The sequence below is a fragment of the Sphingopyxis sp. genome, assembly GCF_035944815.1.
Classification (GTDB): domain Bacteria; phylum Pseudomonadota; class Alphaproteobacteria; order Sphingomonadales; family Sphingomonadaceae; genus Sphingopyxis.
In genome coordinates this window covers 542,455-559,716 of the sequence record NZ_DASZAU010000002.1, presented here as the reverse complement: position 1 = coordinate 559,716, position 17,262 = coordinate 542,455, and the positions used below count along the sequence as shown (strand labels likewise).

At 65.9% G+C, this 17,262-nt stretch carries 20 protein-coding genes and 1 tRNA gene; 12 read left to right on the top strand and 9 right to left on the bottom strand.

Going from position 1 to position 17,262, the window contains the following annotated elements; genetic code table 11:
* Position 1: 1 nt before the first annotated feature.
* The 5 genes from VGU00_RS03705 to VGU00_RS03685 are packed head-to-tail and all read left to right on the top strand — an operon-like array spanning position 2 to position 4,110.
* Positions 2-1,474 carry a phytoene desaturase gene (locus VGU00_RS03705; RefSeq protein WP_327465602.1) on the top strand — a complete coding sequence of 491 codons (1,473 nt, stop codon included), beginning with the start codon at positions 2-4 and terminating at the stop codon, positions 1,472-1,474.
* On the top strand, positions 1,474-2,055 hold the full coding sequence (locus VGU00_RS03700; RefSeq protein ID WP_327465779.1) for a TIGR00730 family Rossman fold protein: 582 nt from the start codon (positions 1,474-1,476) through the stop codon (positions 2,053-2,055). Before VGU00_RS03705 ends, VGU00_RS03700 begins: the two co-directional genes overlap by 1 nt.
* Positions 2,055-3,029, top strand: coding sequence for a phytoene/squalene synthase family protein (locus tag VGU00_RS03695; RefSeq protein ID WP_327465600.1), 975 nt, complete (start codon positions 2,055-2,057; stop codon positions 3,027-3,029). Before VGU00_RS03700 ends, VGU00_RS03695 begins: the two co-directional genes overlap by 1 nt.
* Entirely contained in the window at positions 3,026-3,595 is a 570-nt protein-coding gene (gene pnuC / locus VGU00_RS03690) for a nicotinamide riboside transporter PnuC (RefSeq protein WP_327465598.1), read from the top strand. The genes VGU00_RS03695 and pnuC overlap by 4 nt, the downstream gene beginning before the upstream one ends.
* Positions 3,592-4,110: an ATP-binding protein gene (locus VGU00_RS03685; RefSeq protein WP_327465596.1), complete on the top strand. Its 519-nt coding sequence runs from the start codon at positions 3,592-3,594 to the stop codon at positions 4,108-4,110. The genes pnuC and VGU00_RS03685 overlap by 4 nt, the downstream gene beginning before the upstream one ends.
* Before the next feature lie 46 nt (positions 4,111-4,156).
* On the opposite strand, the gene VGU00_RS03680 is transcribed toward VGU00_RS03685, so the two are convergent.
* Positions 4,157-4,450: a hypothetical protein gene (locus VGU00_RS03680; RefSeq protein ID WP_327465594.1), complete on the bottom strand. Its 294-nt coding sequence runs from the start codon at positions 4,448-4,450 to the stop codon at positions 4,157-4,159.
* A gap of 85 nt (positions 4,451-4,535) precedes the next feature.
* Positions 4,536-6,068, bottom strand: coding sequence for a class I adenylate-forming enzyme family protein (locus VGU00_RS03675; protein WP_327465592.1), 1,533 nt, complete (start codon positions 6,066-6,068; stop codon positions 4,536-4,538).
* Positions 6,069-6,310: 242 nt separating this feature from the next.
* On the opposite strand from VGU00_RS03675, the gene VGU00_RS03670 reads away from it, so the two are divergent.
* The 4 genes from VGU00_RS03670 (at position 6,311) to VGU00_RS03655 (ending at position 9,974) form a co-directional block, all read left to right on the top strand.
* Positions 6,311-6,868 (top strand): winged helix-turn-helix domain-containing protein, encoded by a 558-nt coding sequence (locus VGU00_RS03670; protein WP_327465590.1) that lies wholly within the window; start codon positions 6,311-6,313, stop codon positions 6,866-6,868.
* 143 nt (positions 6,869-7,011) lie between these two features.
* The gene (locus VGU00_RS03665) at positions 7,012-8,544 is read left to right on the top strand and encodes an acyl-CoA synthetase (protein ID WP_327465588.1); all 1,533 of its coding nucleotides are present in this window, start codon (positions 7,012-7,014) and stop codon (positions 8,542-8,544) included.
* A 4-nt stretch (positions 8,545-8,548) separates the two neighbouring features.
* Entirely contained in the window at positions 8,549-9,157 is a 609-nt protein-coding gene (locus VGU00_RS03660) for a 2-hydroxychromene-2-carboxylate isomerase (protein WP_327465586.1), read from the top strand.
* A gap of 13 nt (positions 9,158-9,170) precedes the next feature.
* Positions 9,171-9,974 (top strand): crotonase/enoyl-CoA hydratase family protein, encoded by an 804-nt coding sequence (locus VGU00_RS03655; RefSeq protein WP_327465584.1) that lies wholly within the window; start codon positions 9,171-9,173, stop codon positions 9,972-9,974.
* Here VGU00_RS03655 and VGU00_RS03650 read toward each other — a convergent pair.
* From VGU00_RS03650 to VGU00_RS03625, 6 genes are read right to left on the bottom strand one after another with little or no spacing between them, the layout of a single operon-like run.
* A complete protein-coding gene (locus VGU00_RS03650; protein WP_327465582.1) occupies positions 9,971-10,660 on the bottom strand; it encodes an ATP12 family chaperone protein in 690 nt (229 codons plus the stop codon). The genes VGU00_RS03655 and VGU00_RS03650 overlap by 4 nt on opposite strands.
* Entirely contained in the window at positions 10,657-10,893 is a 237-nt protein-coding gene (locus tag VGU00_RS03645) for a hypothetical protein (RefSeq protein WP_327465580.1), read from the bottom strand. The genes VGU00_RS03650 and VGU00_RS03645 overlap by 4 nt, the downstream gene beginning before the upstream one ends.
* On the bottom strand, positions 10,890-11,510 hold the full coding sequence (locus VGU00_RS03640) for an FMN-binding negative transcriptional regulator (protein WP_327465578.1): 621 nt from the start codon (positions 11,508-11,510) through the stop codon (positions 10,890-10,892). The genes VGU00_RS03645 and VGU00_RS03640 overlap by 4 nt, the downstream gene beginning before the upstream one ends.
* Positions 11,510-12,712, bottom strand: coding sequence for an RluA family pseudouridine synthase (locus tag VGU00_RS03635; RefSeq protein WP_327465576.1), 1,203 nt, complete (start codon positions 12,710-12,712; stop codon positions 11,510-11,512). Before VGU00_RS03635 ends, VGU00_RS03640 begins: the two co-directional genes overlap by 1 nt.
* Complete coding sequence (gene crcB / locus VGU00_RS03630; protein ID WP_327465574.1) at positions 12,709-13,086, bottom strand: fluoride efflux transporter CrcB; 378 nt, start codon at positions 13,084-13,086, stop codon at positions 12,709-12,711. The genes VGU00_RS03635 and crcB overlap by 4 nt, the downstream gene beginning before the upstream one ends.
* A gap of 47 nt (positions 13,087-13,133) precedes the next feature.
* Positions 13,134-13,712 (bottom strand): thermonuclease family protein, encoded by a 579-nt coding sequence (locus VGU00_RS03625; protein WP_327465572.1) that lies wholly within the window; start codon positions 13,710-13,712, stop codon positions 13,134-13,136.
* A gap of 234 nt (positions 13,713-13,946) precedes the next feature.
* Here VGU00_RS03625 and VGU00_RS03620 point away from each other — a divergent pair, with 234 nt between their 5' ends.
* Positions 13,947-14,990, top strand: coding sequence for a MarR family winged helix-turn-helix transcriptional regulator (locus VGU00_RS03620; protein ID WP_327465570.1), 1,044 nt, complete (start codon positions 13,947-13,949; stop codon positions 14,988-14,990).
* A gap of 54 nt (positions 14,991-15,044) precedes the next feature.
* Positions 15,045-15,120: transfer RNA gene (locus VGU00_RS03615), tRNA-Val, on the top strand.
* Here the strand turns inward: VGU00_RS03615 and VGU00_RS03610 are convergent.
* Positions 15,121-15,834: a helix-turn-helix domain-containing protein gene (locus VGU00_RS03610; RefSeq protein ID WP_327465568.1), complete on the bottom strand. Its 714-nt coding sequence runs from the start codon at positions 15,832-15,834 to the stop codon at positions 15,121-15,123.
* Positions 15,835-15,983: 149 nt separating this feature from the next.
* Between VGU00_RS03610 and VGU00_RS03605 the strand changes: the two genes are divergently transcribed.
* Positions 15,984-17,120 (top strand): acyl-CoA dehydrogenase family protein, encoded by a 1,137-nt coding sequence (locus VGU00_RS03605; protein ID WP_327465565.1) that lies wholly within the window; start codon positions 15,984-15,986, stop codon positions 17,118-17,120.
* Positions 17,121-17,262: the final 142 nt, after the last annotated feature.

Genomic DNA, 17,262 nt, shown 5'->3' with positions numbered 1-17,262 from the left:
AATGACGCGAAGCGCCATCGTCGTCGGTGCCGGCTTCGGCGGCCTCGCCCTCGCGATCCGCCTCCAGTCGGCGGGGGTGGCGACGACGCTGGTCGAGGCACGGGACAAGCCCGGCGGGCGCGCCTATCACTGGCAGCGCGATGGCTTCACCTTCGACGCCGGCCCGACCGTCATCACCGATCCGCCATGCCTCGAAGAATTGTGGGCGCTGAGCGGGCAGGACATGAAGGCCGACGTCGACCTTGTCCCGGTGATGCCCTTTTACCGCCTGAACTGGCCCGATGGCACGACCTTCGACTATTCGAACGACGAGGCCGCACTGCGCGCCGAAATCGCGAAGCTCCACCCCGCCGACGTCGCTGGATACGACCGCTTCCTCGAATATTCGAAGGGCGTCTACGAAGAGGGCTATGTGAAGCTCGGCGCGGTCGCATTCCTCGACTTCGCGTCGATGATCCGCGCCGCGCCCGCGCTGATGAAATATCAGGCGTGGCGCAGCGTCTATTCGGTTGTGTCTTCCTATGTGCAGGACGAGCGGCTACGGCAGGCGCTGTCGTTCCACACGCTGCTCGTCGGCGGCAATCCGATGACGACCAGCGCCATCTACGCGCTGATCCACACGATCGAGAAGGACGGCGGCGTCTGGTTCGCGCAGGGCGGCACCAACGCTCTTGTCAGTGGCATGGTGCGGCTGTTCGAGCGATTGGGCGGTACGCTGCGGCTCGGCGATCCGGTGGCGAAGATCGAAACCGCGGGCGACCGCGTCACCGGCGTGACGACGCAAGGCGGCTGGCGCGGCGAGGCCGATATGGTCGCTTGCAACGGCGACCTGATGCACAGCTACCGGGATCTGCTCGACCACTCGCGCGGGGCGAGGGTTGCCAAAAGCCTGTCGCGCAAGCGCTGGTCACCCTCGCTTTTCGTCGTCCATTTCGGCGTGAAGGGCGACTATCCCGATATTGCGCACCACAGCATCCTCTTTGGCCCGCGCTACAAGGGGCTGCTGGACGATATCTATGGCGGGACCGTCCCCGACGACTTTTCGCTCTATCTCCACCATCCCAGCATCACCGACCCCGGCATGGCGCCGCCGGGACACTCGACCTTCTACGCGCTCGCCCCCGTTGCGCATCTGGCGAGGGCAAAGGCCGACTGGGACGGCGATTTCGGCGACCGCTTCGCCGACGCGATCCTCGACGAGGTCGAACGCCGCGTGGCGCCCGGTCTTCGTGCCAATCTCGTCACGCGCTTCCACTATACGCCCGCCGATTTCGGCCGCGACCTGTCGGCGCATCTCGGCAGCGCGTTCAGTCTCGAGCCGCTGCTGTGGCAAAGCGCCTGGTTTCGCGCGCACAACCGCGACGATGCGATTTCCAACCTTTACTTCGTCGGCGCGGGGACGCATCCGGGCGCAGGAATCCCTGGCGTCGTCGGCAGTGCCAAGGCGACGGCCAAACTGATGTTGGAAGAATGATGAAACGCCTTGCTGTCTATTGCGGGTCCGCGACCCCCGAAGATCCGATCTATATCGAAACCGCGCGCCATGTCGGGCGCACGCTGGCCGAACGCGGCATCGGCGTCGTCTATGGCGGCGGGCGATTGGGGCTGATGGGCGCGGTCGCCGACAGTGCGCTCGAGGCCGGCGGCGAAGTGATCGGCATCATCCCCGACGCGCTCGTCGGCGCCGAAGTCGCGCACCGCGGCTGCACCGAGCTCCACGTCGTCAGCGGCATGCACGAACGCAAGAAGATGTTCACCGACCTTTCGGACGGTTTCCTCACCATTCCCGGCGGCGTCGGCACAATGGACGAGCTGTGGGAAGCGATCAGCTGGGCGCAGCTCGGCTATCACAGCAAGCCCGTCGGGCTTCTCAATGCAGCAGGCTTCTACAACGAGCTGATCGCGTTCAATCGCAAGATGGTCGAGGTCGGCTTTATCCGCCCCGCGCACGCCGGGATCATGATCGTCGACGCCGGGCTCGACGAGCTGCTCGACAAAATGGCCTCCTACGTCCCGCACAAGACGATTTTCGCGATGAAGGCCGAAAATCTGTAATGACCGCGGAGGGGGCCTATGACGCACATGCCCTCCACGGTTTCGCGCACGACAGCATCGCGCGCGGATCGAAAAGCTTTGCGCTGGCCAGCCAGCTTTTCGACCGCGAAACGCGCGAGCGCGTCTGGCTGCTCTATGCCTGGTGCCGCGCCGCTGACGACCTGACCGACGGGCAGGATCATGGCGGCGCGATGAAGCCGGACCATGATCCGGTCGCGGCGGTGGCCTATATCCGGGCGCAGACCGGCAAGGCCTTTGCGGGCGAGCCGACGGGCGACATGGCGTTCGACGCACTCGGCTTCCTGCTCACCGAGGTCGCGATCCCGCGCGCGGTGATCGACGATATCGTCGCGGGTTTCGAACTCGATGCGAAGGACTGGCGTCCGCGCAGCGAGCAGGATCTGCTGCGCTATTCCTATCATGTCGCGGGGGCCGTCGGGGTCGCCATGGCGCTCGTCATGGGTATCGATCCCGCCGACGAGACGACGCTCGACCGCGCCTCCGACCTCGGCATCGCCTTTCAGCTCGCCAATATCGCGCGCGACGTCGCGGAAGATGCCGCCGCCGACCGCTGCTACCTGCCGGTCGAATGGATGGTCGAACTCGACATTCCGCCCGGCCAGCACATGCACCCCGCCTTTCGCGGACGGCTGTCGGTGATGGCGAAATGGCTGTCCGAAATGGCCGAGGAATATGAGGCGTCGGCGCGCTGGGGCGCGCGCAAGCTTGGGCCGCGCAGCCGCTGGGCGGTGCTCGCCGCGGCGGGCATCTATGGTGACATCGCGCGCGAGGTCCGCGCGCGCGGCGACCATGCGTGGGATCATCGTGCGGGAACCTCGCTCTTTGCGAAGCTGGGCTGGGTCGCGCGCGCGGGCTGGTCGGTGCTCCGCCGCCCGCCGCAGCGGCGGATCAGCCGCGACGGCCTCTGGACGCGCGCCAGACATGTCGAACCGGGCCATGGGGTCGCGGCATGAGCTATCTCGAATGGGTCGCGGCGGCGTTCGTGCTGACCAACGTCGCGCTCGTCGCGCTTCGCAGCGTGTGGAACTATCCCTTCGCGCTCGTCGCGGTGACGCTCTACGCCTTCGTCTTCTTGGAGGCGAAGCTGTACAGCGACATGCTGCTCCAGGGCTTTTTCTTCGTGCTCAACCTTTATGGCTGGGCGGCGTGGATGCGCGCGCGCGACGACAGCGGCGTGCCCGTCGGCTGGATGACCTCGCGCGCGCGCCGGATCTGGGCGCTCGCCACGATCGCCGCGTGGGGCGGATGGAGCTTTGCGATGGATCGCTATACCGACGCGGTCGCGCCGTGGGTCGATGGCGCGATCGCGATGCTCAGCATCACCGCGCAATGGCTGCTCGCACGGCGCCGCGTCGAAAGCTGGTGGCTGTGGATTGCGGTCGATCTGATCGCGGTGCCGCTGTTTGCGTGGCGCGGGCTCTACGCAACCAGCGCGGTCTATGTCGTACTGCTCGGCCTGTCGATCGACGGCCTGCTCCAGTGGCGCCGCGCGGCGGCGACGGGCAGGGTGGCGACATGACCCGCCATATCTGCCTCCACGGCGCCGAAAGCACCGGCAAATCGACGCTCGCCCCCCGCCTCGCACTCCAGCTCGGCGGGCTCGTCGTTCCCGAATATGGCCGCACCTATGCCGAGGCGAACGGGACCGATCTCGACGAGGTCGACCTGCTCGCCATCTTCGACGGGCATCGCGCCGCGACGCACGAGGCGCTCGCGCAGCGACCCGACTGGCTGATTTCGGACACCGATCCGCTGATGACACAGGCGTGGGCGATCATGCTGCTTGGCCGCCGTTTGCCCGAAATCGACGCGTGGGACGATGTCGCCGACCTTTACCTCGTCCCCGCGATGGACCTGCCGTGGGAGGAGGATGGCACGCGCCTGTTCGGCAGCGAGCTGGCGCGGATACAGTTCATGGAAGTCGCGATCGCCGAACTCGACCGGCGACGGCTGAAATGGGCATGGGTCGAGGGCGAAGGCGATGCGCGCCTCCGGAGCGCGCTGGCCGCCATCGCGGCGGCGGAGCTGCTCTAGCTCATCGCGGAATGTCGGTTTTGGGGTGGGGAGCTGCCAAAAGAATTTAGTCGCGCGGCAGTTTCTCAGCAATGCGTCTAAACTCTTCAGCGGAGAAGCCAGTCAACGTCGGCATCTCCCAGTCAAAAAACTTCTTATCGGAAACAGCGTGCAGGATCAGACTTCTCACACCTAGCAGTTCGATCTGAGACAGGCCGGTATTAGGCACGATTTCTAGCACCTTGCTCGCAATGCGATCGGCGAGGGGTTCTACGCTCGGACACGTGACAACAATTTCACCCTCGCCTTCTAAGCGAGATAGCTCCATTGCTATCGATAGGCTAAGTTTCTCGTCGTCCATGTCCGCTCCGCTACCTACGCTGGCTTTTCGATCGTCTGACCGAATTAACGAACGTCCGCAATCGGTCGAAACCGGCCAGCCGAAGCTACCCCGCATGCGCATCGCGCAATTCGCGTTTCAGCACCTTGCCGATCGGGCTGCGCGGCAACTCGTCGACAACCCTAATCGCGCTCAGCCGCTGCGTCTTGCCGACCTTCGTGTTGCAATCGGCGCGCACGCTTTCCGCATCGGTGCCGGGTTTCAGCACCACGAACGCCACCGGCGTCTCGCCCCATTCCTCGCTCGGCATCCCGACGACCGCGGCTTCGACGACGCGCTCGTCGGCGATGAGGATGGCTTCGAGGTCGCTCGGGAAGATGTTGAAGCCGCCCGAGATGATCATGTCCTTCGCGCGGTCCATCAGCGTCAGGAATCCGTCCTCGTCGATCCGGCCGATGTCGCCGTGCTTGTAGAAGAGATTTCCTTCGGCATCGTACCAGTGCATCGCCTTCGTCGCGTCGGGGCGGTTGTTGTACCCCGTCATCATCGCGGGGCTGCGGCCGACGACCTCGCCGACCGACCCCTGCGGCAGCTCGTTGCCGTCCTCGTCGATCACCTTTGCGATATGTCCCGGCGCGGGCCGGCCGACGGTGTGGAGCTTGTCGGGGAATTGATGCGCCTCGAGGATGAACGCCGCGCCGCCCTCGGTCATGCCGTAAATCTCGACGAGCCCGCCGGGCCAGCGTTGCAGCACGTCGGCCTTCAGCGCCGCGGGGAAGGGCGCCGAGGTGCAATATTTGACGATGAAGCTGGAGAGGTCGAAGTCTCCGAAATCGTCGAGCGCCATGATCCGGCGATATTGCACCGGCACGAGCATCGTATTGGTCGCGCGTTCGCGTGCCGCGAGTTCGAGGAAGCCGCGCGCGTCGAATTTCTTCATCAGCACGACCTGCCCGCCCGATCCGACCGTCGGCATGAAGCTGGCCATCGTCGTGTTCGAATAGAGCGGCGTCGACAGGATCGTCACCGCATTGGGGCCATAGGCGGGGGCCCCGCGCAGGATATGCTGCCAGCGCATCGCATGGCTGTGGATGATGCCCTTGGGCGTGCCGGTGGTGCCCGACGAATAGATGATGTTGAACCCGTCCCCGGGCAGGATCTCGACCGGCACCGGCGTGGCGCCCGCGAGCGACAGCCAGGCGTCGAGCGGGGTGCCCGCGTCGCTGCCGTCCATCGCGATCAGGTCGCTCGCGGTGATGACATGGCCTTCGAGGCTCGTCTTTGCCGCGCTGTCGAGAAACAGGTGGCGCGCGCCGGTGTCGGCAATCATCGCCGCCATCTGTTCGCCCGTCGCGCTGTTGGTCACGAGTCCCGCGACCCCGCCGGCGCGCAGCGTGCCGAGGATCACCGCCATCTGCTCGACGCTGTTGAGCCCGGCGATCGCGGTGCGGTCGCCCTTCGCAAATCCGTCCTGCTGCAGCCGCGCGGCGATTCGGTCGGTCAATTGATCCAGTTCGGACCAGCTCAGCCGCCGCGCGGGGTCGGCAGCCGCTACGGCATCGGGACGTTCCGCAGCATGGGCACGGACAAGGTCGGGCAGGGTGGCGAAGTCGCCGTCAAGCATTTCGATACTGGTCATGCCCATGGACTAGCACAGCCGAAAGGCGGTGCAATGCCGGTGGGGCGGCGGGGCGACAAGATGTTGCGTCGACGACGGGGGCAGGGGATGGCATCATCGGATATCGCGGGAGCCAGCGACAGGAAGTTGCTTGTTGCGCTCCACCATCCCCGACCGGAACGGGCCGGCGCACTCCGGGTCGCGATCGAGGCGGCAGGCCTTGCGGTGCGATTGCTGCCGCAGCATGTGGACGGACTTCGCACATGGGTGGACGATTGTTTCGATATCCTGCTGATCAATCCATTTCTGGGCTGGCAGGAGCCGTTCGAATTCGTCCGGCTGGCGCGGTCGATCGCGGGGCGGCGGCCGCTGCTCATCCTGTCCGACCGCGACAGCCTCGACGAGCGCATGGTGGCGCTCGATGCCGGTGCCGACGATGCGGTCGGCTGGACCGGCAACCTGCCCGAGGTGCTCGCACGGATTGCCAGCCTGCTGCGCCGGAGCCGCATCGCCGCCGGACAGCTCGGCGAGGGCGAATTGCGCATCGATCTGATCGACCGGCGCGTCGAGCGCGCGGGCCGGATCATCCGCCTGCCGCTTCGGGATTCGACCTGCTCGCCAATCTTGCGCGCGTGCCCGACCGGCCGCTGTCGCGCGACGCGCTGCTCCGTGCCGTGTGGCGGCTCGATTTCGATCCCGGCACCAACCGGGTCGAGGTGCATATGTCGCGGCTGCGCGCCAAGGTCGATCGAGACTTCGACTGGCCGATGCTGCTGACGGTGAAGGGCATGGGCTATACGCTGCGGTCGCGCCCGGATTAGGGGCGCATCGCCCGAACTTGCGCTGCAATTTGCCGCTTCTTGATCGGAATCCTGTCACGGGTCCCAGCTTGCTTGACCAAAAGTTTCAGGTTGCTACTCATCTTCGACATAAAGAAACCAACGATTCCCGGAGACGATGCCCGATGCACCCCTCAGTCCATGCCCGTGCCAATCCCGATAAAGCCGCGATCATCGTCGCCGAAACGGGGGAGGCGATCAGCTATGGCGAACTCGACGCCGCCTCGAACCGCGCGGCGCAGCTCTTTCGCTCGCATGGCCTCGGGCATGAGGATGTCGTCGCCTTCATGCTCGACAACACACCGCATTATTATGGGCTGACCTGGGGCGCGCAGCGTGCGGGCCTGCGTTATGTCTGCATTTCGTCGCGGCTGACGCAGGACGAAACCGACTATATTCTCGAAAATTCGGGCGCGCAGATCCTCGTCGTGTCGGCAAGCCTCGCGGACGCCGCGCAGCAGCTCACGACCGGGATCAAGCGTTTCGCGATGGGCGGCACGATCCCCGGCTATGCAAGCTGGGAGGATGCGGTTGCCGCGATGCCCGCGACCCCCGTCGCCGACGAGCGCGGCGGCGTCGACATGCTCTATTCGTCGGGCACCACCGGCCGGCCGAAGGGCGTGCGCGTGCCGCTGCCCGAGGATCCCGCGATCGACGCGACCAACAGCCTCGTCATGCTGGCCTCGGCGGTGTTCCAGATCAATTCGGACAGCGTCTATCTGTCGCCCGCGCCGCTCTATCACGCCGCGCCGCTGCGCTGGTCGATGACGATCCACCGCCTCGGCGGAACGGTCGTGCTGATGAAGAAATTCGATCCCGAGGCGGCGCTCGCGCATATCGAGACATATCGCGTCAATGCCAGCCAGTGGGTGCCGACGCATTTCGTCCGGATGCTGAAGCTGCCCGACGACGTGCGTAGCCGCTACGATGTCTCGTCGCTGAAGGTCGCGATCCATGCGGCGGCGCCATGCCCCGTGCCGGTCAAGCAGGCGATGATCGACTGGTGGGGGCCGGTGCTCTTCGAATATTATGCCGGGTCCGAGGGCAATGGCATGACCTTCATCTCCAGCGCCGACTGGCTGACCCACCGGGGCAGCGTCGGCCGCCCGATCCTTGGCGCGGTCCACATCATGGGCGAGGATAACGAGACCGAACTCGGTACGAACGAAGAGGGTGCGGTCTTCTTTGAAAGCGAAAATGTCTTTGAATATCACGGTGATAACGAGAAGACCGCATCCAGCCGCAATTCGAAGGGCTGGTCGACCCTCGGCGATGTGGGCAAGGTCGACGAAGAGGGCTTTCTCTATCTGACCGACCGCAAGAGCTTCATGATCATCTCGGGCGGCGTGAATATCTATCCGCAGGAAATCGAGAATCATCTCGTCACGCATCCGAAGGTCGCCGATGTCGCGGTGGTCGGCGGACCGCATGAGGAGATGGGCGAGGAAGTGATCGCGGTCATCCAGCCCGCCGACATGGGCGACGCGACCGACGCGTTCCGCGCCGAGTTGCTGGCCTATGCGCGCGAGAAGCTGTCGGGCGTGAAGATTCCGCGCCGCATCGACTTCCTCGAAGCCTTGCCGCGCCACGACACGGGCAAGCTCTACAAGCGCCTGCTGCGCGACCAATATTGGGAAAAGGCGAAGGCGGAGGCCTGATCCCGTGACCGCGCGCGTCGAATTCTTCTTCGATCTGTCGAGCCCGTGGACCTGCCTTGCGTTCCACAATCTGCCGGGCGTGCTCGAACGCACCGGCGCGACGGCGGTGTATCGCCCGATCCTCGTCGGCGGGGTGTTCAATGCGGTGAACCCGGCGGTCTATGCGGCGCGCGAACAGGCGGACAACCGGCGACTGACGCATAGCTGGAAGATATTGCAGGACTGGGCGCGGCTCGCGGACGTACCGATGAACTTTCCGTCAGAGTGGCACCCGGCAAAGAGCATCGCCGCAATGCGTTTCTGCTGCGCGCTCGAGGACGATCAGGCGGCGCTCGTGCGTTTCGCGCGCGGCGCTTTTGCGAGCTATTTCGACCGGCAGGAGAATCTCGACGATCCGGCGGTTCTCGCGGCGGTTGCCGATGCCGGGGGGCTCGACGGTACCGCGCTCGCGGCCGCGGCCGGCAGCGATGCGGTGAAGGCGCGGCTGCGCACGAACACCGATGAAGTCATCGCGCGCGGCGGTTATGGATCGCCGACGATCTTCGTCGACAAGGATGACATGTATTTCGGCAACGACCAGCTTCCGCTCGTCGAAGCCGCGCTCAAACGATGAAAAGGACTCTCCCGTGAAAGACCGTATTTCGATCACCATGCTCGAGGGCGGAATCGCCGACGTCCGGCTGATCCGCACCGACAAGATGAACGCGCTCGACCCCGCAATGTGGGAGGCGCTGGCCGAGGCGATCGACCAGTTGAAGGCGGCCGCGGGCCTGCGTGTCGTCGTGCTGTCGGGCGAGGGCCGCGCCTTCTGCGCCGGGCTCGACCTGTCGAGCCTCAGCAACGATCGCGATCCGGGCGCGAGCAGCGCGGGAGGCAGCCTGTCCGACCGCACGCGCGGAATTTCGAACAACGCCCAATATGCCGCATGGGGCTGGCGCGAGATCCCGGTGCCGGTGATCGCGGCGGTGCACGGCGTCGCCTTTGGCGCGGGCAGCCAGATCATGGCCGCCGCGGATATCCGCATCGTCCACCCCGACACACGCATTGCGATCATGGAAATGCGCTGGGGCCTTGTTCCCGATGTCGCGGGCATGGCGCTGTGGCGCACGCAGGTCGCCGACGATGTGCTGCGCGAGATGATCTATACCAACCGCGAGTTCAACGGGTCCGAAGCCAAGCTGCTCGGCTTTGCCACGCATGTCTCGGACGACCCGCTGGCGAAGGCGATGGAACTGGCCGAGGTGATCGCCGACAAGAATCCGCACGCGATCCGCGGCGCGAAGCGGCTGTGCAACATGCTCGCCGATGCGAGCGACGCTGAAATCCTGCAGGCCGAAAGCGACGAGCAGGTGAAGGTGATCCGCACCCCGAACCAGATGGAAGCGGTGATGGCGGGGATGCAGAAGCGGAAGCCGAACTTTGCCGATTAAAGCAGCGTCAGGAACCGCGCCGCATTGTCCCAGTCGCGCTTGTGCGCGGCGCGTGCCTTTTGCGCTTCGCTATCGGCGCCCCAGCGGCGTTCCTGATACAGATCGTCGAGGCTGACCACGTCCCACAGCGCGTCGGCTTCGATCGCGTTTTCGAGCAGGGCAAGCCCCGCGACAAGCGATCCGCCGATCGTCACCAGCGGCGTCAGCGCGGTGATCCGCCAGGCGTCCTGCGCGAAAACCGCATCCTGCAGCGTCGCGATCGTCGCTTCGGGCTGGTCGACCGGCAGCACGCCCTGCGTCAGGATGAATTCGATGCCATAGCGCGCCTCGGCCCAGGCAAGCAACGGGTTCCACGCCGCCGCCTGTTCGGCCTGCAGCGCCGCGTCGCGCGCGTCGCGATAGCAGAACAGGTCGCTTTCGGCATAAGCCGCGACCGGCGCGGCGAAGGCGGCAAGGTCGGGGGCCGCCAGATCGATCGCGGCGTTGGTCAGACCCGTCATCGGCATCGCTGCGGGATCGATTGTCTCGCCGACGTCGCGCCATTCGGCGGCGATCGCTTCGGCGAGCGCAGGGCTTGCAACCGCCAGCGGCGCGCGCTGCGGCGTGCGTACGGGGCGCCCGTCGAGCGCGATGCCCCGGCCGTCGCCCTCGGCGACGACGGCGACGTCTTTCCAGAACCGCTTCACAGCTCTTTGGGCGAACGCCAGCGGCGCGCGAGGATCAGCGGCATGACGGCGAAGTCGAACGCGCCGACGAGCACGATCGCCGCGCCGATCCAGCGGTCGGTGGGCTGGCCCGCGAGGGAGAAGCCCCCGCTGATCAGGATGAACCCGATCATCGCGAAGGCGACGCCCATCAGGCGCATGATCGAGAGGGCGAAGAAACGTTTCTTCGCGAGGGCGTCGTCGGCTTGGCTCATGCGCCCTCCCTATCGCCGCCGAGGTGGCGCATCAACTGCGCGAGCGCGCCATGGCCGGTCGCCTCGACCCCCGCGATCACCCGCCCGCGTTCCTCGGCGGACTTGTTCTGCGACAGCTTGACCGTCGGGCGCCACGCGGCGATCCGCATTTCGAACCCGGTGATCGCGCCGGTCATCTTGCTGAACAGCGCCGGGTTCATCTTGTCGCGCGTCCATGGCGGGTTGGCGCCGACGCGCGCTTCGTGCTGGGCGGACAAGGTATCGAGTTGTGCGACCAGTTCGGCGTCGTCGAGTTTGCGCGCCACGCCTTCCATCTCGATCGCGACATAATTCCACGTCGGTACCTGGTCGGCGTCGGCGTACCAGCTTGCACTGACATAGGCGTCGGGGCCCTGCACGATGGCGAGCGCATTCGCGCCGGCCAGATGGCGCGTGAGCGCATTGCCGCGCGCGAGGTGGAATTGCAGCGTCGTCCGGTCGTCGCTCAGCACCACCGGCGCGTGCGCGACGCGCGGCCCGTCGGGGGTGCTCGCGAAGATCGCGGCGAAACCGATCTCGCGCACCAGCAGTTCGGCCAGATCGTCCTGCTTCGGCCGGAAAGCGCTGTTGGGGTGCATCAGCGCGGCCGTGCCGGACGCGGCGGCGGCTTCTTCGTTCCGGGCTTCCGTGCAGCGGGCTTGCCGGTCTTTGCCTTGGGTTTCGGCTTGCCGACAAAGTCGGTCGGTTTGCTGTCGGCCGTGCGGCCGCGCCGCTCGCCGCGCCTTGCCTTGCGGATCTGCTTGCTGTGCGCCTTGGCGGCCGCTTTTGCCGCGGCTTTCGGGGGCGGGCCCTTGGCGATGTCGTCGATGCCCACTTCGCCGAGCAGCCGGTCGAAACCGAGCGCGTCGAGGCTCGCGGCAAAATGCTCGGGCACTTCGGCGCTGATATCAATCGCGCCGCCGTCGGGATGATCGATGCGCAGCCGGCGGCTGTGCAGATGCATCTTGCGGCTGATCGTCCCGGTCAGGAAGGCGCCCTTGCCGCCATATTTGCCGTCGCCGACGATCGGATGGCCGATCGCCGCCATATGGACGCGCAGCTGGTGCGTGCGGCCGGTCAGCGGTTGCAGTTCGACCCACGCGGCGCTGTTCCCCGCGCGCTCGATCACGCGATAACGCGTCTTCGATGCGAGGCCGCTATCGTGGACGTGCATCTTTTCGCCGCCCGATCCCGGTTGCTTGGCGAGCGGCAGGTCGATTTCGCCCTGCTGGATGTCGGGCACGCCGACGATGATCGCCCAATAGGTCTTCCTGGCGCTGCGGTTCGAAAAGCTTTTGGCGAAATAGGCGGCGGCGCGCGGCGTGCGCGCGATCAGCAGCGCGCCCGACGTGTCCTTGTCGAGCCGGTGGACAAGCTTCGGTCGAACCGGTCCATCATATTTCAGCGCGTCGAGCAGGCCGTCGACATGCTGCTCGGTCTTGGTGCCGCCCTGCGTCGCCAGGCCGGGCAGCTTGTTGAGCACGATCGCGCTGGCATCGCGGTGGATCACCATCCCTGTCGCCAGTTCGATATCGGCGTCGGTCAGCGGGCGCCCCTTGCGCGCCGGACGCGCTTCGGTCTCGACCGGCGGGGTCGGCATGACGAGCTTCTGCCCCGTCGCGATACGGTCCGACACGTCGGCCTTTTTCCCATCGAGCGTCAGCTGTCCCGATCGTGCCCAGCGCGCCAGCAGCGCGTGCGGCGTGCCTTCGCGGTGGCGTTTGAACCAGCGGTCGAGGCGGATGCCGTCGTCCTCCTCGGCGATCGTCGCGCTGTCGAGCTTGATCTTTGGCTCGTTCATGCCGGCACCTGCCGCATGAGGAACAGGCCGAGCCCGCAGGCGACGATCGCGCCGATCACCGACGCGAGGACATAGGCGGCTGCCTGCGCATTTTGGCCGCGTTCGAAAAGCATCCAATATTCCATGCTGAAAGAGGAGAAGGTGGTGAAGCCGCCGAGAATTCCGACGCCGACGAACAGCCGCGTGGTGTCGCCGCCACCGCTGCGCGCGAGCCAGCCGACGAGCACGCCCATCAACAGGCTGCCGGCGATGTTGATCGACAACGTCCACCACGGGAAGCCGGGGCCGAGCCGCGCGAGCATCGCCTGCCCGACCAGATGGCGGGTGCCGGCGCCGATCGCGCCGCCGATCATGACGGGAAACAGGCTGTTCATATGGCTCGCCCTAGCCCGAAACGACCGCAAGGCATAGCGGGGCATTTCTAGAGGTCGGGCGGCGCCAGCGCAGTGGCCGGGCGTTCGTGCGTCGCGCGCCAGTTTTCGGGGCGCATGAAATCCCCCTGCCAGATGCCGCGCCGCCGCGCCTGCGCCTCGGCTTCCTCGGCCATATAGGCATCGCTCGTCGCGACCGCCCAGCCTTGCCGGACCATTTCGGCGGCAAGGTCGACGCCGTCGGGGTAGGGCGCGGTACGGCACGTAGCGAGCGTGCGGTCGTAACGATCCTTGGCGGCGACCTCGCAATGGAGCGGTCCGCGGCCCGCCAGTTTTTCGAGCGCCGTACGTGCTTCGCGCCCGCACAGCCAACGGACTGCGCCGCGCGCGCAATTCTGCCGATATTCGACCGCGTCGATACCGGTCAGGCGGATCGTCAGCACCTTATCTTGCTGTCGGACGGTCAGGCTGTCGCCGTCGATGACATGAACGAGGGGGACCATCGCGACCGGGGCCGGTTGCCACAGCCAAGCGAACAGCGCGAGGCCTGCGAGCAACAGGAGTGCGGCCAGCGACCGGAAACGCCGTCGCCAGCGCAAACGGGTAAGCGGGGAAAGGCTTTCCACCATGCTGTACCGACTGACCGGGGCGCTGACACTTGGCAAGTATGAAGTAAGGGTTGACGATGAGAACAAAACATGTCCAAAATGGACCAAATCTATTCCGGCCAAGGCACAGCGAACCGGTGCGGCATAATCGACCTGGGTCCGGATTGGCGGCAAACAGGAACGAACAAAAGGTGAATATAGCCGGTATGACGACATAATCACGCCGGGTTGGGGTGATGAAACGGGGATGGTGGCATGATGGACCATATTTTTGTCGGGCTCGACGCGGCGGTACTTCCGCCGAACGGTTTCGGTGCGGGAGATGTCGGGCCGCCCGAGAGGATCGGCGGCATCGGTACCGGAGAGGTGGCGTCGCCCTTGTTGTTCGTCGGGCCGCAGGGCGGTTTTGCCGATCGGGCTTCGCTGGCCGAGGTGCGGCTGGCCAAAACGATCGCGGCATCAGAAGCGGCGGACTGGATACGAAACAGCGCCACGCTCGATATCGTCTGGCTCGCGGACGCGGGCTTGCTGAAGGGCGGCGTGCTGGCGGATATTTGCGCGGCGGCGGTGATGCGCGACTGCAATCTGGTTTGCGAGACCTCGCTGTCGACGCTCGATCGGGTTGCGGCGGCGGTTCCCGCGTCGCTCGATGTCCAGTTTCTTGTCGATGCCGATCCGGCCGAAAGGCTCGTCGCTTTGGCCGCCGCGCGCCGTACCCGCCATGACCGGGTCCATGATGTCGCGCGTGACGATGCGATGGAGCGGATCGACCGATTGCAGGAGGAAGTGGCGCGGATATCGCGTATGCTCGGCGATCTGGCGGGGCAAGCCGGCGGGCTGCCGGGTACGCCGATCGGTTTCGTGCCGCGCGGCGATGATTTCTCGGATTATTCGGGGCCGTTGCGTTCGCCGCCGCGTGACTATGCCGCAATCCCGCGCAGCTTTGTTCCCGAGGAACGGGCGGTCGATCGCCACCGTGCCAAGGCGGTACGACGGATGCTGCGCCAACGACGGATGCGCGAACAATATTTTCCTGCCGACCTTTTCGCCGATCCGGCGTGGGATATGTTGCTCGACCTCTATGCCGCGCGGCTTGAGCGCCAACCGGTGTCGGTATCGAGCCTGTGCATCGCTGCTGCGGTGCCCGCTACGACGGCGCTGCGCTGGATCAAGACGATGACCGACGCCGGCCTGTTCGTGCGCGAAGCCGACCCGCATGACGGACGGCGCATCTTTATCGCGCTGGCCGAAGGGGCGTTCGATGCGCTGGCCCGTTATTTCGAAGCGCTCGAGGAATAGTGTGACGCTTGCCAGCAGCGGCGGCTTATGGCAGGGGCGCGCTTCCCCGAACGGGGGCGCTTAGCTCAGTTGGTAGAGCATCTCGTTTACACCGAGAGGGTCGGCGGTTCGAGCCCGTCAGCGCCCACCATCATTCGGCCGCTTCGGCGGTCAGCGCGGGCCGGGTCCGGGCGAAGGGGCTGAGGCCAAGCCAGGATTCAATGCTTTTGGCGAGCGCGTCGTCGCCGGTCAGAAGCAGCCGCCCATCGCCAAGCGCGTCGGCGAGCGTGTCATAACCCATCCAGATCGCGGTCATCGTCTTGAGGTCGGCCGAGACATAGAGATCGACGTCGGCTCCGGGATCGACCGAGCAGAGCTGGGTTTCCTGTTCGGGTTCGACGACCAGCCACCACGATCGCCGATCGGCGGGGAGTTCGGCGTAGCGGAACTGCACGATCACCTTGCGGTCGGGCATCGGGTCGACGACCAGCCCGCGGCGCATGTCCCACATCAACAGCTGCACATCGAGCTGTTCGAGCGACAGGTCGCCGTCGATCCAGCGCTTGCCCCAGACGCCGAACGCCTCGACCACCGGCGCCAGTTCGAGCCCCGCGCGGGTCAACCGATAGTCGAACACGCCCGATTCGCGCGCGACGGGCGCGCGAGAGACGATGCCCGCCGCCTCCAGGTCCTTCAACCGCTGCGAAAGGAGTGCAGGCGACATGCGCGGCACGCCGCGACGCAAGTCATTGAAACGGGTCGATCCCGCCGCGAGCTCGCGGACGAGGACGATCGTCCAGCGCGTGCACAATATCTCCGCCGCCATCGCGACGGGGCAGAATTGACCGTAACTGGCATTCGCCATGATACATTCCTCTCGGCGCCGATATACCGCATGAGTCGCGGGGGAGGCGAGTTCAGTTTCTGTATCGGGTCGATTCAGTTCCTGAACTATCCGCCGATTTGCCAAGCCGTCATGACCATCGCCAGCAAGGGAATGCTTAGGAGATGAACATGTTGATTGCAGCACAAACGAAGACCCAGGATTATTGGTACGAGATCGCCGACCGGATTGCCGAGCGGATTGGCGCTTCGGCCGCCGCGCATGACCGCGACAAGAGCTTCGTCGCCGAAAATTACGACCTGCTCCGCGAAGCCGGGCTGATCGGCGCGGCGGTGCCCGTCGAACTTGGCGGCGACGGCCTCGACTATGCGACGCTGTGCGGCATCGTCCGCCGGCTTGGGACACGCTGCGGATCGACCGCGCTCGCTTTCTCGATGCACTGCCATCAGGTGGCGGTGGCCGCGTGGCGCTGGCAGCGTATGCAGGCACCGACCGACGGCCTGCTCCGCCGCGTAGCCGCCGAAAATCTGCTGCTCGTGTCGAGCGGCGGGTCGGACTGGTTGCAGGGCGGCGGGACCGCGACGAAGGTCGAGGGCGGTTTCCTGATCAATGCGCGCAAGGTGTTTTCGAGCGGTTGCCAGGCGGGCGACCTGTTGATGACCAGCGCGGTTTATGATGACCCCGAAGCGGGGCCGAGTGTCCTGCATTTCGGTTTGCCCTTCAAGGCGGAGGGCGTGTCGATCCTCGACACATGGGACACGATGGGGATGTGCGGCACCGGATCGCACGATGTCGAGATCAAGGACGTGTTCCTTGCCGACGCCGCCGTGTCGGGCCGCCGGCCGCAGGGCAAATGGCATCCGCTGTTCCACATCATCAGCATGATCGCTTTCCCGCTGATCTATTCGGCCTATCTCGGCGTCGCCGAGGGCGCGCGCGATGCGGCGATCGAGGCCGCACGGCGCAAGCCGGCGAACCCCGGACTCGTCGCGCTGACGGGCGAGATGCAGAATGCGTTCTGGACCGCCGAAACCGCGCTCGCCGCGATGATTGCGACGGCGCAAAGCGCCACGCCCGGACCGGAAACGACGAGCGCGGTGATGACCGGGCGGACGGTCGCGGGCCGCGCCGCGATCCGGACCGCCGAACTCGCGATGGAAGTCGCCGGCGGCGGCGCCTTCTATAAGGGCTCGATCGTCGAGCGCGCGTTCCGTGATGTGCAGGGCGCGCGTTTCCACCCGCTGCAGGAACCCGCGCAGCGCGAATTGAGCGGGCGGTTGGCGCTGGGGCTCGATATCGACGGGTAGTTCGCGAACCCGACTTTCTGGCGGTTAACGATCATTGCAGGGCGAATGTTCACGCGACATCCGCCCTGCAATCTCGTGCGGGACGGGGCGGGGGACCGGCCGGTATTTCGAGCCTTGTTGGATGGGGCGTCGCGGCGTTAAG